The sequence below is a fragment of the Rhodococcus sp. 06-462-5 genome (assembly GCF_002258315.1).
Taxonomy (GTDB): Bacteria; Actinomycetota; Actinomycetes; order Mycobacteriales; family Mycobacteriaceae; genus Rhodococcoides.
In genome coordinates this window covers 374,579-390,394 of the sequence record NZ_NOYD01000013.1, presented here as the reverse complement: position 1 = coordinate 390,394, position 15,816 = coordinate 374,579, and the positions used below count along the sequence as shown (strand labels likewise).

Here is a 15,816-nt window from a genome sequence, read left to right as displayed (position 1 = left end):
CCCCTTTCGCCGATCGTGTGTCACAGCGCGAAGAACGGAGTCTCGTCGCCGTCCGGATCGGTGTTCTGCAGCACGATGTCGAGGTGGTACCCACCGTGCACCGGTGCTGCGACGAGTCTGGCACGCTTGCGCTCCGGCATGGCGGACAACACCGGATCGACCGCGTTGGCGTCGGTTTCGTCGGGAAAGTAGACCCGCGTCACGGCTCGATCGAGCATTCCACGAGCAAAGATTCCGACGTCGATGTGCGGTGCCTCCACGGCACCGTTCTCGGCGGGAAGCGGCCCGGGCTTGATCGTCGTGATCGACATCGTTCCGGTCTCGTCGGCGAACGCTCGCCCGAAGCCGCGAAAGCCCTCGGTGCGTGCCGGGACAGCGCCGCGCGGATCGTCGGGGTGATCGAACCGGCCGTCGGCATCGGCCTGCCAGGTCTCGATCATGGCGTCGGACATGGGGTTTCGGGCTCCGTCGATCAGCGTGAACGACACGGTGATCTCGCCGTCGGTGCCCTGCGGAACCACGCTCTCACCGTCGGGCCACAGCAGTCCGATATGAACGTAGGGGCCCACCGTCTGGGACGGTGTCTGTCCGAACGGTGCAGTGGTGAAGTCGGCACCGGTGACCACCGGGTAGCGCGGAGCGAACTCTGATTCAGTCATCGTGATCGTCTTCCTCGAAGGGGGTGGCGTCCCGGCCGCGCAGCACGATGTCGAATCGAAATCCGAGGGCCCAGTTGTCCTGCGTCGCTTCGTAATCGAACCTGCTGATCATTCGGGCACGCGAGTCCTCGGGCGTGGCGTTGAAGATCGGATCCTGGAAGAACATGGGGTCGTCCGGGAAGTACATCTGGGTCACGAGTCGCTGAGTGAACGCCTGGCCGAACAACGAGAAGTGAATGTGCGCGGGTCGCCATGCGTTGTGGTGGTTGCCCCACGGATACGCGCCCGGCTTGATCGTGGTGAATCGATATCTGCCCTCGGCGTCGGTGAGTACGCGACCGGTGCCGTTGAAGTGCGGATCGAGCGGTGCAGGCCACCGATCGGCTGTGTGACGGTATCGACCGCCTGCATTGGCCTGCCACACCTCGACGAGGGTGTTCGGAATCGCCTTGCCGTCGCTGTCGAGCACGCGGCCGTGCACGATGATCCGCTGCCCCTGTGCCTCGCCGTCGTTCGCCAGGGTGAGGTCCGCGTCGGCGGCGGTGACGCGTCCTTCGCCCAGCACCGGTCCGGTGATCTCGGTGAGTCGCTGGGGGAGCAGGGTCAGCGGCTGCGCCGGATGCCGAAGGGTGGTGGTCCGGTACTCGGGGAAGTCGAGCGGGGCATGGACCCCCGATTGATCCCGATACTCGGGCGGGAGATGAAGCATCGAAGGTTCCTCACGATTGTGGTGATCTGCGCAACAGCCAGAATAGCGAGGTGTTCGCATTGTGGCAACCTGTTCATATTCCGCACAAGATGCGGTAGCGTGCGTCTCATGTTGGACAAAGTCGTGGCCAGCGCCACCGAAGCCGTAGCGGACATTCCCGACGGATCGTCGATCGCCGTCGGCGGATTCGGATTGGTCGGAGTGCCGGAGATCCTCATCGACGCCGTGCTCGCGCAGGGTGCGACCGATCTGGAAACCATCAGCAACAACTGCGGAACGGATGGCTTCGGCTTGGGCGTGCTACTGGCGCAGCACCGCATTCGCCGGACCATCAGCTCGTACGTCGGCTCGAACAAGGAGTTCGCGCGGCAGTATCTCTCCGGCGAACTCGAAGTCGAATTGACCCCGCAGGGCACCCTCGCCGAGCGGCTGCGTGCCGGCGGTGCCGGTATTCCGGCATTCTTCACCCCTGCAGGGGTCGGTACTCAGGTCGCAGACGGCGGATTGCCGCTGCGCTACGACGGCAGCGGCGGTATCGCACTGGCCAGTCCGCCCAAGGAGACCCGTGAATTCGACGGTGTCACCTACGTGATGGAACGCGGAATCGTCGCCGACTACGCGCTCGTGCACGCCTGGAAAGGCGACCGCCACGGCAACCTGGTGTTCCACGCCAGTGCGCGAAACTTCAACCCGCCTGCCGCCGCGTCGGGGCGCATCACCATCGCCCAGGTCGAGCACCTCGTCGAGCCGGGCGAGATCGGACCGGACGAGGTGCACACCCCGGGAATCCACGTGCAGCGAGTGGTCCACGTCGGACCGGTCGAGGTCGGCATCGAGCAGAGGACGGTACGAGCATGAGCGAGAAGATGACCCGCGAACAGATGGCGGCTCGGGTGGCGCAGGAACTCCTCGACGGTCAGTACGTCAATCTCGGCATCGGCATGCCGACTCTCGTGCCCAACTACATCCCCACCGACGTCTCGGTGATCCTGCATTCGGAGAACGGAGTCCTCGGCGTCGGACCGTACCCCACCGAGGACGAACTCGACGCCGAGATCATCAACGCCGGCAAGGAGACCATCACGGTCCTTCCCGGTGCGTCCTACTTCGATTCCGCGCAATCGTTCGGAATGATCCGCGGCGGCCAGGTCGACGTCGCCGTACTGGGGGCGATGCAGGTCAGCGCCACCGGTGATCTGGCGAACTGGATGATTCCCGGGCACATGGTCAAGGGGATGGGGGGCGCGATGGATCTTGTGCACGGAGCGCGACGCGTCATCGTGATGATGGAGCACGTCTCCCGCAAGGGTGAGCCGAAGATCCTCGAACGCTGCTCTCTGCCGCTCACCGGTAAGGGCTGCGTGCACCGAATCATCTCGGACATGGCCGTTCTCGATGTCACCGAGCATGGACTACGCCTCGTCGAGACCGCGCCCGGTGTGTCCGTCGACGAGGTCAGAAATGCGACCGCGGCCGAACTACTGGTCGACGCCGCCCTCTGAGACGAGAACGCGGTCGGCGTGGGAGTAGATGTTCATCGACCGACCGCGGAGGAAACCGACGACCGTCAAGCCGGATTCGGTCGCGAGGTCGACCGCCAGCGAGGACGGGGCGGACACCGCTGCGAGAATCGGTATTCCGGACATCACCGCCTTCTGGGCCAACTCGAACGAGGCGCGGCCGCTGACCATCAGCACCGTGCCCTGCAGGGGAATCCGATCGTTGGTCACCGCCCAGCCGATCACCTTGTCGACGGCGTTGTGGCGTCCGACATCCTCACGCAGGACGAGCATCTCGCCGTCTGCGGTGAAGAGGGCGGCGGCGTGCAGACCGCCGGTCGCATCGAAGACCTTCTGCGCTGCCCGCAACGTGTCGGGTAGCCCGGAGAGAGTATCGGACGTCACGACGACCGAATCGTCCATCGGGGAATGCTTGGTGCGCAATCGAATTGCGTCCAACGATCCCTTGCCGCACACCCCGCACGAGGACGTCGTGTAGAAGTTTCGTTCGACGCCGGTCTCCGGTGGAGCGACACCCTCGGCCAGGGTGACGTCGAGGACGTTGTAGGTGTTCGCGCCCTCGTCGTCGACCCCGTCGCAGTAACGAGCCGCTGCGATGTCGGCACCCGAGGCGATCACACCTTCGGTCAGTAGGAAGCCGTGAGCGAGCTCGACGTCGTGGCCGGGAGTTCGCATGGTGACGGCCAGCGCTGCGCCGTCGACTCGCAACTCCATCGGCTCCTCCACCACGAGGGTGTCCGGGCGTTCGACGCGGTGCCCACTTCTGAGTCGGACGACGGGCCTGCGGGTAGTGATGCGGCCCATCAGTATCGGTTGGATTCGCGGTGACTTCGGTGACTCATCCTTCGATTGTGGACCCCGGCGTACTCGCGCCGTCGACGCGGTCGGCCATTGCGCTCACCAACGAGACCATGCGCGGGTGATCGACGAGGTCGTCGACGAGCACTCGCTTGCCGTTCGCGTCTGCCAACGGAATCTTCCAGTTCTCGTACTGGGTTTCGTCGGTACCGGGTTGGTTCTGGATGCGATGTTCCCCGACGGCGTCGACGAGAGCGACACCGATCAGCAGGGACGGACTGCGCTGGACGAGGCGATGGAGCGCTTCCACCGTGTCGTGGTTGTCGGCGTCTGCGTCGAGCAACCCCCGTTCGCGCGCCATGTCGAGAACTGCCTCGCGTTTGCGCGCGTCGACCTCCTTCTCGGACTCGATATCGCGTTCGAGCAGGCCGAGACGTGATCTCAGGTCGATGTGTTCGCCGTCGAGGTATCCGGCCGTGGGCGGCAGATCGTGCGTGGTCACCGACGTCAGGCACAGGTTGCGGTAGTTCTCCGGCGGTATCGGCCCCGATTCGTCGGCCTCGAACCACAGGATCGAGGTGCCGAAGATGCCGCGCTCGGTGAGGTATTCCTGCACCATCGGCTCGAAGACGCCGAGATCCTCACCGACCACCACCGCGCCTGCGCGTTCGGCCTCGAGGGCCAGGATGCCGATCAGCGCCTCGTGGTCGTACTCGACATACGTTCCGCCGCCTGCGTTCTCGGCCTCCTGCGGAATCCACCACAGGCGGAACAGGCCGAGGATGTGGTCGACGCGGATGCCGCCGGCATGACGCAGGATCGTGCGCAGCATGTCGCGGTACGGGACGTATGCCATTTCGCGCAGTCGGTCGGGATCCCACGGGGGTTGATTCCAGTTCTGGCCCTGCTGGTTGAAGTTGTCCGGTGGTGCGCCCACCGTGACTCCCGACGCGAGCACGTCACCGAGCGCCCAGGCATCGGCTCCGCCGCGCGCCACGCCAACGGCGAGGTCGTGCATGATGCCGATGTCCATCCCTGCATCGAGCGCCGAGCGTTGCGCGGCGGCCAACTGCTCGTCGCAGATCCACTGCAGCCACATGTGGAAGTCGATGCGCTCGGCGAGCTTGGTGCGTTGCTCGAGCACGAAGTCGGTACGCGGGTGCGCTGCTCTGTCGGTCCACGCCGAATTCTCGGGTCCGAACTTCTCCGCCAATGCGCTCCACACCGCGAAATCGCGCAGTCCCGAACCCTCGCGTTCGACGAACGCACGGAATGCGGACTCGCGGGCCGGGCTCCGTTGCACCTTGTGAACACGTTCCAGGGCACGCAGTTTCGCCGTGAAGGTCGAGTCTCGATTCAGCTTTCCGGTTCGCTTGTTGGCCTTGTCGAATCGCTTCGCTGCTTTCTGGACCTTGCCGAACTGTTCCGGCGAGAGCAGCGCGGTCTCGCGAATGTTCTCCACTCGGATGTAGAGCGAGTTGAAGAACCGGCGAGTGGTCGGCAGATAGGGCGACGCCTCGACCGGTGTTGTGGGTCGGTCGGCGTGCAGCGGATTGACGAGGAGGTAGTCGAACCCGTGCTCGCGTCCGGCGATGTCGGCCATGTCCTCCAGATCGCCGAGATCACCGATTCCCCACGACCGCTTCGATCGCACCGAATACAACTGGGTGAGCAAACCGGTGCGCTGCCGGTCTGCCAGTTCTGCATTGGGTGACAACGACTTCGGAGTGACCACCACGACCGTGTCCGAGGTGCGGACCGTGTTGTCCTCGCTGATCGTCGTCGCGGTGAGGCTGTGCCAACCGAGCGGCGCACTACCGGGAACGACGAACGTGGCGCGACCGATGAGGCGGCCGTCGACCACACGGGGATCGACCCAGACGTCGGCCTGGACCACCTCGATGGTCTCGCCGTCCTCGGAGACCATCGAGACCTCGACCGGATTGCCGTGTGGCACATGCACCCAGACCACGGCATCGGTGCCCTGGGTGGCCACCACCACCGGCGGAAGCAGGCGTCGCCACGGTGCGTTCTCGATGTCGGCCAGAGCTCGGTCGACGTCCTCGGTCGATTCGGTTGCGTAACCGCGCGCGGCGAGCACCTGACGCAGGGTGTCGTCGCTCACTTCGCGAACGGTGTCGTCCCAGCCTCGATACGAGGTCGATGTGCCGAGACGTCGGGCGAGAGAGCGAAGTGCCTGCGAGTAGTCCACATCGATGATCGTGCCAGTTCGCCGCGCCCCCGTCACCCGGGCAGGGCGGTTTCGAGTCGACCGGGGTGGGGTAGGCGAGCCGGGATGAGGTGGACACGACGGTCGGTCTCGCGCGACCGGACGATCGAGGCCCTCGTGGTGTCCGCGAAGATGGCGGGTGCCGCAGCGGCGGCATGGATTCTGGCCACCGAACTGCTGTCGATGTCGCAGCCCTTCCTCGCTCCGTACGCAGCGGTGTTCCTGATCGACGTGACGATCAGCCGAAGCCTGCGATCGGCGGCCGAGCAGATCGCCACGGTGACCGCCGGGGTGCTCGTCGCGGCACTCGTGGTTCGCGTCGTCGGCGAGCCGAGTGTGGCTCTGGCCGTCAGCGTGTTCGTCGGGGCTCTCGTGGGCCGTTGGTCGAAATTCGGTACGAGCGGAATCTGGATACCGGTGACCGCACTGCTGATGGTCACCTACGGATCGGCATCCGATCCGGTCGCCCTGGTGGACAGGATCATCGAACTCGCGGTCGGTGCCGCAGTGGGTGTGGCGGTGAATGCACTCGCAGCACCGCCGCTGTACTGGCGGGAATCGCAACATGCGGTGGAATCGGTGTCGTCGGCTGCGGGGTCCCTGCTGCGCGACGTCGCCCGAGGTCTCGACCTCGAGCCGGACCGATCCGCCGTCGACGAACGGTATTCGCAGTGGCGTACGCGGAGCGACGCCGTTCGAGTCGAGGTGCGCCGTGCTCAGGCCGCGTTGATGTGGACCGAGGAGAGCACCCGCGGAAATCTTCGTCGGTCGGCGGCACCCACCCGAGTGAACCACCGGTGGTGGAAGGCCACGGTCGGCGCCATCGACGCCAGTTGGACCGAATGCGGCGAATTGGTCGACGCAGCCGCCGTCGGACTGGATCCCGTTCCGCCGTTCCACGCGCTCGAGGACGACGTCCGGGTCGCCGGTGCCGAGTTCGTCCGTGCCCTGGCGGATGTCGTCGAGTGCCGGTGCGATGCGCGCCGTACCCAAGCGGACGTGGTCGATCGTGTCGCCGCCGCGGAGGAGACGTTGGCCGTGCTCGTGCACACGGTGGTGGCGTCCGGGCAGGAATCGGCCGGAGCGACGATGAGCGCGGGCAGGCTCGTGGGACCGGCAACGGCAGCGCTGCGAGCGCTCGCCTGACGGCTGTGTTTCTCCCGACTGCCAGGATTGAAACGTCGGGCGCTGGGTAGTCTGGCTCGGCGAACGGTAAAACGACTGCTCGGCGACGATGGGAAGTGCGGATGGCTGGGGTCAGCAAGATCGAAGAACTGGAGCGAGGTTCCGGTGCACCGGTCGAGCTGAGGGTACGTGCAGAGGCCGACCAGCTTCCGGTGGTTCGTGCCGTCGCCGAAACCCTCGCAGTGCTCAGCGACTTCACGCTCGACGACATCGCCGATGTGAAGCTGGTCGTGGACGAAGTGTGTTCGCAGCTGATCAAGGGCTCGGTCACCGATGCAGAGCTCTCGTGCACGTTCGCAGTGAGCGACTCCGGAATCCGGATCGTCGTCACGTCCACGCTCGCACCCACTTCCGTGCCCAAGAAGGACAGCTTCGGCTGGCACGTGCTGCAGACGCTGACCGACGCCATCGAACTGCGCGCCGACGACGCGGTCGAGGGCGAAGCGGGTCGCGCGGTCGCGATCGACGTGGTCAAGCGGAGGAGCAAGGTCTAGTGCCTGTGCCGCACGAACGAAGCACACGGCGAGAGTCCGACGATTACAGCGACGTTGTCGCCCTGATCCAGCAGATGCAGGCGCTCGACGAGAATTCACCGCAGCGCCGAGTGCTGCGCGATCGCATCATCACCCGCTGCCTTCCTCTCGCAGAACACATCGCGCGCCGCTTCGGCGGTCGCGGCGAAGCACACGAAGATCTCCTCCAGGTCTCACGCCTCGGTTTGGTGAACGCAGTCGACAGATTCGACATCGAACGTGGATCGGATTTCGTGTCGTTCGCCGTGCCCACGATCATGGGCGAGGCTCGACGCTACTTCCGCGACGCCGGATGGTCGGTACGGGTGCCGCGGCGCATGAAGGAACTGAACTCGATGATCTCCCAGGCGGTGGGATCGTTGTCGCAGAAGCTCGGTCGAGCTCCGACTGCCAGCGAGATCGCCGCCGAACTCGGGATCGACGTCAAGGAAGCCTCGCAGGCATTGCTTGCGCGCAGCGCGTATCAGACCGTCTCGGTCGACTCGGTGGTCAGCGAGGATCGGTTGCCGCTGATGGACACTCTCGGTGCCGACGATCCCGAACTCGAGAAGATGGAGAGCTATCTCGCGGTGCGCCCCGCACTCGAGAAGTTGCCCGAGCGTGAGCGTCGCATCGTCGTGCTCAGATTTTTCGGGTCGATGACCCAGACACAGATCGCGGAGAAGGTGGGGATTTCGCAGATGCACGTCTCGCGAATCCTGGCTCGTACTCTCGCTCAACTGCGCGAGGACCTCGGCGAGGACTAGCGTGCCGCCCTGGGGCCGGTGCCGTTAGGCTCGCTGGATGAGCATGTACGACGACGTCGACGAGTACATCGGAGCCCGTCGGGTCACGGGCCTGGCGGCATCGCACGATTTCTCGCGGGCGGTGATCGTGATTGCCGCACTGGACGATTCGCGGACCGAGTATCGAACGTCGTTGTGGGAGATCGATGTCGACGGCGGTTCGCCGGCCCGACGCCTCACGCACGGCGAGTGGGGCGAGAGCGCTCCGGTGTTCACCCCGGCGGGCGATCTGTTGTTCTCTCGCCGATCGAGCAAGGACGATCCGGCGCGGCTGTGGATTCTTCCCGCCTCGGGCGGTGAGGCGCGAGTGCTCGAGACTCGGTCCGCCGGTCTGAGCGAAATCCGAAGCGCCCGTTCCGGACACGGGCTCGTGGGCTTGTCGCCGGTGTTCGGATCGTCGAGCACCGATGAGGACGACGATGCCCTGCGCACCGAGCGCAAGGCGAACAAGGTGGATGCAATTCTCCACACCGGAGTTCCGGTGCGTTTCTGGGATCACGATCTCGGTCCTGCCACCCCGCATCTGTTCGCCGGATCGACCGACGGCACGACGGGATTGCGTGATCTGACCTCGGATGCGGCCGGAGCTCTGCACGAGGCGGCGTTCGACATCAGTGCCGACGGTGCGTTCGTCGTGTCCACCTGGGCCGTTCCCGGCGCTCTGGCGACCGTGCGGACGGTGCTGGTGCGCATCGACACCGCGACGGGGGAGCGCACCACGATCGTCGACGACATCGATGCCGATCTGGGCGCGCCGGCGATCTCGCCCGACGGCGCATCCGTGGTGTTCGTGCGTGAATCGCTCTCCACTCCCGAGGATGCGCCCCGAATGACGCTGCAGCGCTATGACTTCGGGACTTCTTCCGTCGTCGATGTTGCGCCCGGCTGGGATAGATGGCCGATCGATCCGGTGTGGCTGCCGGACGGGTCGGGGGTGCTGGTGACCGGGGACGACGACGGCCGGTCTCCGATCTTCGTCGTCCGCGAGGGCGCGGAGCCGCGTCGGCTGACGAAAACGAACGACGCGTACACCCATGTTCACGTGTCCTCGGACGGAACCAGGGTGCTGGCGCTCGCCGCGTCCTATCTGGCCGCCCCGCATCCGGTGTCGATCGACCTGTCCGACGGCACCGTTGTGGACCTCGACACCTCCATCGACCGCAGTCCGTTGCCGGGAACTCTCACCGAGATCGACACCGTCGTCGACGACGGTGCCCGGGTGCGCGGCTGGCTGGCACTGCCCGAGGGTGCCTCGGACGCGGCACCCGCACCGCTGCTGCTGTGGGTGCACGGTGGTCCACTCGGCTCGTGGAACACCTGGTCGTGGCGGTGGAATCCATGGCTGATGGTCGCCCGTGGGTACGCGGTGCTGCTGCCCGATCCGGCTCTGTCCACCGGGTACGGCCAGGAGTTCGTGCAGCGCGGCTGGGGAGCGTGGGGCAAGGCCCCGTTCACCGACCTGATGGCGTTGACCGATGTCGCGGCCGCGCTACCCCACATCGACGACACCCGCACCGGGGCGATGGGCGGATCCTTCGGTGGCTACATGGCCAACTGGATCGCCGGGCACACCGACCGGTTCGACGCGATCGTCACCCATGCGAGCCTGTGGGCGCTCGATCAATTCGGGCCCACCACCGATGCCCCGTACTACTGGGCTCGTGAGATGTCTCCGGAGATGGCGGTGGAGAACTCCCCGCACCTGTTCGTCGCGGACATCGCCACGCCGATGCTGGTCGTCCACGGCGACAAGGACTATCGAGTGCCTATCGGCGAGGGCCTACGGCTGTGGTACGAACTGCTCAGTGAATCCGGCCTGCCCGCCGATGACGAGGGCAACACCGACCATCGTTTTCTCTACTTCCCGGCCGAGAACCACTGGATTCTCAGTCCCCAACACGCCAAGGTCTGGTACGAGGTGGTGCTGGCATTCCTGGCGCAGCACGTGCTGGGCGAGAGGGTGTCGATGCCTCGAATCCTCGGCCACTAGAATCGACCGGTGACCAGTTCAGCGCCAGAGCACTCAGAGAACCCCGCCGATTCGATCGACCTGCCCAAGAGCTGGGATCCCAGTGCGGTCGAGGCGGAGCTGTACCGGTCCTGGGTCGACGCCGGGTACTTCGAAGCCGACGCCACCAGCGGCAAGCCGCCCTACTCCATAGTGCTGCCCCCGCCCAACGTCACGGGCAGCCTGCACATGGGCCACGCTCTCGACCACACGTTGATGGACGCGCTGAGCCGTCGCAAGCGGATGCTCGGGTACGAGGTGCTGTGGTTGCCGGGCATGGACCACGCGGGTATCGCCACGCAGACCGTCGTGGAGAAGCAGCTCGCCGCCGACGGAAAGACCAAGGAAGAGTTCGGCCGCGAGCTGTTCATCGACAAGGTCTGGGACTGGAAGCGTGAATCGGGCGGAACCATCGGTGGGCAGATGCGACGCATCGGCGACGGTGTGGACTGGAGTCGAGAGCGATTCACCATGGACGACGGCCTGTCCGAGGCCGTGCAGACCATGTTCAAGCGGATGTTCGACGACGGTTTGATCTACCGCGCCGAGCGACTGGTCAACTGGTCTCCGGTGCTGCAGACCGCCATCTCCGACATCGAGGTCAAGTTCGAGGACGTCGAGGGCGAACTCGTCTCGCTGCGATACGGCTCGCTCGACGATTCCGAGCCACATGTCATCGTCGCGACCACCCGAGTCGAAACGATGCTCGGCGACACCGCAGTTGCGGTCCACCCCGACGACGAGCGATACAAGGCGCTGGTCGGCACCACCCTCGAGCACCCGTTCACCGGACGCCAGATCCCGATCATCGCCGACGACTACGTCGATCCCGAGTTCGGCACCGGTGCCGTGAAGATCACCCCGGCTCACGACCCCAACGACTTCGAGATGGGTGTGCGGCACTCGTTGCCGATGCCTTCGATCATGGACAAGGCAGGCCGGATCGCCGATACCGGAACGCAATTCGACGGCATGGACCGTTTCGAGGCGCGGGTGAAGGTTCGTGAAGCACTGGCCGAGCAGGGCCGCGTCGTCGCCGAGAAGCGCCCCTACCTGCACAGCGTCGGCCACTCCGAGCGCAGTGGTGAGCCGATCGAGCCGCGCCTGTCGCTGCAGTGGTGGGTCAAGGTCGACACCCTGGCGAAGGCGGCCGGTGACGCAGTGCGCAACGGCGACACCGTCATTCACCCCAAGAGCCAGGAACCGCGCTGGTTCGCCTGGGTCGACAACATGCACGACTGGTGCATCTCGCGTCAGCTGTGGTGGGGTCATCGGATTCCGATCTGGTACGGACCCGACGGCGAGACCGTCTGCCTCGGACCGGGGGAGACGCCGCCCGAGGGCTGGGAGCAGGATCCCGACGTTCTCGACACCTGGTTCTCGTCCGGGTTGTGGCCCTTCTCGACGATGGGGTGGCCCGACGCCACGGCCGATCTCGAGAAGTTCTATCCCACGGGTGTTCTCGTCACCGGATACGACATCCTGTTCTTCTGGGTCGCCCGCATGATGATGTTCGGCACCTACGTGGGAGCCGACGACGCGATCACCGCAGGCAAGCAAGGGCCGCAGGTTCCGTTCCGAGATGTGTTCCTGCACGGCCTGATTCGCGATCAGTACGGCAAGAAGATGTCCAAGTCGCGGGGCAACGGAATCGATCCGCTCGACTGGGTCGACCGGTTCGGTGCCGACGCGCTGCGCTTCACACTCGCTCGCGGCGCGAACCCCGGTGCCGACATGTCGGTCGGCGAGGACCACGCGCAGTCCTCGCGCAACTTCGCGAACAAGCTGTTCAACGCCACCAAGTTCGCTCTGATGAACGGCGCGGCACCGGCCGATCTACCCCAGCGTGCCGAGCTGACCGACGCCGACCGATGGATCCTCGACCGACTCGAACAGGTTCGGGCAGAGGTGGATTCGGCGTTCGATCGCTACGAGTTCAGCAAGGCCTGCGAGGCGCTCTATCACTTCGCCTGGGACGAGGTCTGCGACTGGTACCTCGAGATCGCCAAGGTGCAGTTCGCCGACGACGCCATTGCCGCCACCACGCGCGGGGTTCTCGGCAACGTTCTCGACGCTCTGCTTCGCCTGCTGCATCCGGTGATTCCGTTCGTCACCGAAACGCTGTGGAAGGTGCTCACCGGCGGCGAGTCGCTGGTGATCGCGGCGTGGCCCACTGCCGCCACCGAGTCGTTGGATTCTGTTGCGGCACAACGCATCGAGGACATGCAGCGGCTCATCACCGAAATTCGCCGGTTCCGCAGCGACCAGGGACTCAAGCCGTCCCAGAAGGTGGCGGCCCGCATCGTCGGAGTCTCCGAATCCGATCTGGACGGGCAGATTTCGGCGGTCACCGCGCTGGCTCGACTGACCGAGCCCGCCGAGGACTTCGCCGCCACGGCCTCGGTCGAGGTGCGCCTGAGCAAGGCAACCGTGGTCGTCGAACTCGACACCTCGGGCACCGTCGACCTCGTCGCCGAGCGAGCCCGACTGGTGAAGGATCTCGCCGCTGCGGAGAAGGAACTGGCGCAGACCACCGGCAAGCTCGGCAACGAAGCGTTTCTCGCGAAGGCACCGGATGCGGTGGTGGACAAGATCAGAACACGCCAGACGATCGCGGGCGAAGAGATCGCACGCATCTCGGCGCGGCTCGAATCGATGGGAACCTAAGTGACCGAACCCGACGGCGCCCTGCCGCTACCTCCGCCGAGCCCTGTCGATCTGGCCGAGCTCGCTCTCGTGGAGGCCGAGCTCGACAAGCGTTGGCCCGAAACGAAGATCGAGCCGTCGACGGCCCGGATCTCGGCGCTGATGGATCTGCTCGGGTCGCCGCAGAAGGCGTATCCGTCGATTCACGTCGCCGGTACCAACGGCAAGACCTCGGTGACTCGCATGATCGATGCGCTGCTCACCGCATTCCACCGGCGCACGGGCCGCACCACCAGCCCGCACCTGCAGATGGCCACCGAGCGGATCAGCATCGACGGGCGGCCCATCTCACCGCGGTTGTATGTCGACACCTACAACGAGATCGCTCCGTTCGTCGACATGATCGACGCACAGTCCGAGGCGGCGGGCGGACCCCGAATGAGCAAGTTCGAGGTGGTCACGGCCATGGCGTTCGCTGCGTTCGCCGAGGCCCCGGTCGAGGTCGCCGTCATCGAGGTCGGACTCGGTGGGCGTTGGGACGCCACCAACGTCGTCGACGGCGAGGTCGCCGTCATCACTCCGATCGGCCTCGATCACGTCGAGTTCCTCGGCGACGATCTCGCCGGGATCGCGGGAGAGAAGGCGGGAATCATCAAGAAGGCCCCGGAGTCCCTCGTGCCGCGCGATACCGTCGCGATTCTGGCGAAGCAGCAACCCGAGGTCTCCGAGGTCCTGCTGCGGGCGGCGGTGCAGGCGGACGCTGCGGTGGCGCGGGCCGGATCGGAATTCACCGTGCTCGGCAGGCAGATCGCCGTGGGCGGCCAGCAACTGGAACTGCAGGGGCTCGGCGGGGTGTACACCGACGTCTTCCTTCCACTGCACGGCGAGCATCAGGCGCACAACGCCTCCCTCGCACTCGCTGCGGTGGAGGCATTCTTCGGTGCCGGTCCGGATCGCCAACTCGATCAGGACACCGTGCGCGCTGCGTTCGCCACGATCGTCAATCCGGGTCGACTCGAGCGGGTACGCAACGCCCCGACCGTGTTCCTCGATGCCGCGCACAACCCGCACGGGGCAGCAGCGCTCGCCGCCGCCCTCACCGACGAATTCGACTTCCGCAAGCTCGTCGGCGTCGTCAGCGTCATGGCGGACAAGGATGTCGGAGCGATTCTCGAGGCATTGGAACCGGTGTTCGACGACATCGTCGTCACCCACAACGGGTCGGCGCGGGCGATGGACGTGGACGCGTTGGCCGACATCGCAGTGGCCAAGTTCGGCGACGAACGGGTCGTGGTTGCGTCGACACTGCCCGATGCCCTGGAAACGGCGATCGGCTTGGCCGAGGAAGTCGCCGAGCCGGGCGAGGCCGTGTCCGGTGCCGGAGTCGTGGTGACCGGATCCGTGGTGACCGTCGGTGCAGCTCGCACTCTGTTCGGAAAGGACCCCGCGTGAGCGAGACAGAGTTCAGACCACCCACGAACGATCCGTGGAAGGGCTTCCGCGGTGTCGCGGCCGGCACTCTTGTGCTCGAAGCCATCGTGACGCTGCTCGCGCTGCCGGTGGTGGCCACCCTCGGCGGTGGTGCGACCTGGTTCTCGACGACGTACATCGTGGCGTTGGCCGTCGTGATGATCCTGGCTGCAGGAAAGCAGGGGGAGCCATGGGCGATGAAGCTCAACCTCGTTCTCCAGGTGTTCGTTGTGGCCGGGGCCGTGTTCCATCTCTCCATCGGAGCCGTCGGCCTGATCTTCATCGCGGTCTGGCTGTATCTGCTGTATCTGCGCCGCGACATCACCGAGCGGATCCGACGAGGAATGCTGCCGGGGCAGCGTGACTGACAGGGCAAACCCGTCGGTTTCGGCGATGCGGCGCGCGCTGCATCGCCGTGTTCCATTACTGTCGTCTTTCGTGACCGACCGCACCCTTGTACTGATCAAGCCCGACGGAGTTGCCCGGCGTTACGTAGGAGAGATCCTCGGCCGCGTGGAGAAGAAGGGTCTGAGCATCGTCGCACTCGAGCTCAAGACCGTTTCCCGCGAATTGGCCTCGGCTCACTACGCGGAGCACGAGAGCAAGCCGTTCTTCCCCGAACTCCTCGAGTTCATCACGTCCGGACCGGTGGTGGCCGCAGTTCTCGAAGGCCCCCGCGCCATCGCTGCCTTCCGTCAGATCGCAGGCGGCACCGACCCCGTGGCCAAGGCGGTTCCCGGCACCATCCGCGGTGACCTCGCCCTCGACGGTCAGCAGAACCTGGTTCACGGATCGGATTCCGTGGAATCGGCCGAGCGCGAGATCGCACTCTGGTTCCCCGGCCTCGCCTGACCGTTCCGTCTTCGACAGAAAAGCAGCATTCGCGTAGCCACGTCGCAACCGCCGGGACCCGATCGGTGCGGCGTGGCGAGTACGCATCACAGCGTGTGGGATACTCGACAACAGATCGACTCCACTGCGCCAGTACGTACAGGTTTCACGCTCCACCCGAAGCCAAGGCTTCACGGAAGTTCGCTAGACCGGTGTGATGGATTCGATCGGATGACTTGTCGTCTATCCGCTGCCCGTCATCGCAGATGCTCGAACGAGAGACAGGCTCGTTCGCGTTCTTGCTTGATGATCAGGCGCTCGGATCGCCGGTACACCACCATCCAGCCAGGCACTGCACACGCTGTCGTCGACCACCGAGAACTACGAAGTGGTCATCGGCTCGGGTGCGGAGCGAGACCGAACAGCTGACGTCCAACCCGAC

General features: G+C 65.5%; 14 protein-coding genes. 10 read left to right on the top strand and 4 right to left on the bottom strand.

Annotated elements, in window-relative coordinates; all coding sequences use genetic code 11:
- Window positions 1-20 precede the first annotated feature (20 nt).
- A complete protein-coding gene (gene pcaG / locus CH251_RS09160; protein ID WP_094612827.1) occupies window positions 21-659 on the bottom strand; it encodes a protocatechuate 3,4-dioxygenase subunit alpha in 639 nt (212 codons plus the stop codon).
- On the bottom strand, window positions 652-1,368 hold the full coding sequence (gene pcaH, locus CH251_RS09155) for a protocatechuate 3,4-dioxygenase subunit beta (RefSeq protein ID WP_094612826.1): 717 nt from the start codon (window positions 1,366-1,368) through the stop codon (window positions 652-654). The genes pcaG and pcaH overlap by 8 nt, the downstream gene beginning before the upstream one ends.
- Before the next feature lie 108 nt (window positions 1,369-1,476).
- Between pcaH and CH251_RS09150 the strand changes: the two genes are divergently transcribed.
- Together CH251_RS09150 and CH251_RS09145 are read left to right on the top strand one after the other, a co-directional pair.
- On the top strand, window positions 1,477-2,226 hold the full coding sequence (locus CH251_RS09150; RefSeq protein ID WP_179273725.1) for a CoA transferase subunit A: 750 nt from the start codon (window positions 1,477-1,479) through the stop codon (window positions 2,224-2,226).
- Window positions 2,223-2,870, top strand: coding sequence for a CoA transferase subunit B (locus CH251_RS09145; protein WP_094612825.1), 648 nt, complete (start codon window positions 2,223-2,225; stop codon window positions 2,868-2,870). Before CH251_RS09150 ends, CH251_RS09145 begins: the two co-directional genes overlap by 4 nt.
- Here CH251_RS09145 and fdhD read toward each other — a convergent pair.
- Window positions 2,847-3,692: a formate dehydrogenase accessory sulfurtransferase FdhD gene (fdhD, locus tag CH251_RS09140; RefSeq protein WP_094612824.1), complete on the bottom strand. Its 846-nt coding sequence runs from the start codon at window positions 3,690-3,692 to the stop codon at window positions 2,847-2,849. The genes CH251_RS09145 and fdhD overlap by 24 nt on opposite strands.
- A 34-nt stretch (window positions 3,693-3,726) precedes the next feature.
- Window positions 3,727-5,898 carry a 4-alpha-glucanotransferase gene (malQ, locus tag CH251_RS09135; protein ID WP_094612823.1) on the bottom strand — a complete coding sequence of 724 codons (2,172 nt, stop codon included), beginning with the start codon at window positions 5,896-5,898 and terminating at the stop codon, window positions 3,727-3,729.
- An 84-nt stretch (window positions 5,899-5,982) separates the two neighbouring features.
- Here malQ and CH251_RS09130 point away from each other — a divergent pair, with 84 nt between their 5' ends.
- The 8 genes from CH251_RS09130 to ndk all read left to right on the top strand — a co-directional run bounded on the left by CH251_RS09130 (window position 5,983) and on the right by ndk (window position 15,395).
- A complete protein-coding gene (locus CH251_RS09130; protein WP_094612822.1) occupies window positions 5,983-7,062 on the top strand; it encodes an FUSC family protein in 1,080 nt (359 codons plus the stop codon).
- A 101-nt stretch (window positions 7,063-7,163) separates the two neighbouring features.
- Window positions 7,164-7,595, top strand: coding sequence for an anti-sigma factor (locus CH251_RS09125; RefSeq protein ID WP_094612821.1), 432 nt, complete (start codon window positions 7,164-7,166; stop codon window positions 7,593-7,595).
- Window positions 7,595-8,380, top strand: a complete 786-nt coding sequence (locus CH251_RS09120; RefSeq protein ID WP_037193137.1) for a SigB/SigF/SigG family RNA polymerase sigma factor — start codon at window positions 7,595-7,597, stop codon at window positions 8,378-8,380. Before CH251_RS09125 ends, CH251_RS09120 begins: the two co-directional genes overlap by 1 nt.
- A gap of 37 nt (window positions 8,381-8,417) precedes the next feature.
- Complete coding sequence (locus tag CH251_RS09115; RefSeq protein WP_094612820.1) at window positions 8,418-10,409, top strand: alpha/beta fold hydrolase; 1,992 nt, start codon at window positions 8,418-8,420, stop codon at window positions 10,407-10,409.
- Window positions 10,410-10,418: 9 nt separating this feature from the next.
- Window positions 10,419-13,094, top strand: a complete 2,676-nt coding sequence (locus tag CH251_RS09110) for a valine--tRNA ligase (protein WP_094612819.1) — start codon at window positions 10,419-10,421, stop codon at window positions 13,092-13,094.
- Window positions 13,095-14,525 (top strand): folylpolyglutamate synthase/dihydrofolate synthase family protein, encoded by a 1,431-nt coding sequence (locus tag CH251_RS09105; RefSeq protein ID WP_094612818.1) that lies wholly within the window; start codon window positions 13,095-13,097, stop codon window positions 14,523-14,525.
- Complete coding sequence (locus CH251_RS09100; protein WP_094612817.1) at window positions 14,522-14,911, top strand: DUF4233 domain-containing protein; 390 nt, start codon at window positions 14,522-14,524, stop codon at window positions 14,909-14,911. Before CH251_RS09105 ends, CH251_RS09100 begins: the two co-directional genes overlap by 4 nt.
- 70 nt (window positions 14,912-14,981) lie before the next feature.
- Window positions 14,982-15,395, top strand: a complete 414-nt coding sequence (gene ndk / locus CH251_RS09095) for a nucleoside-diphosphate kinase (protein WP_032394582.1) — start codon at window positions 14,982-14,984, stop codon at window positions 15,393-15,395.
- Window positions 15,396-15,816 lie beyond the last annotated feature (421 nt).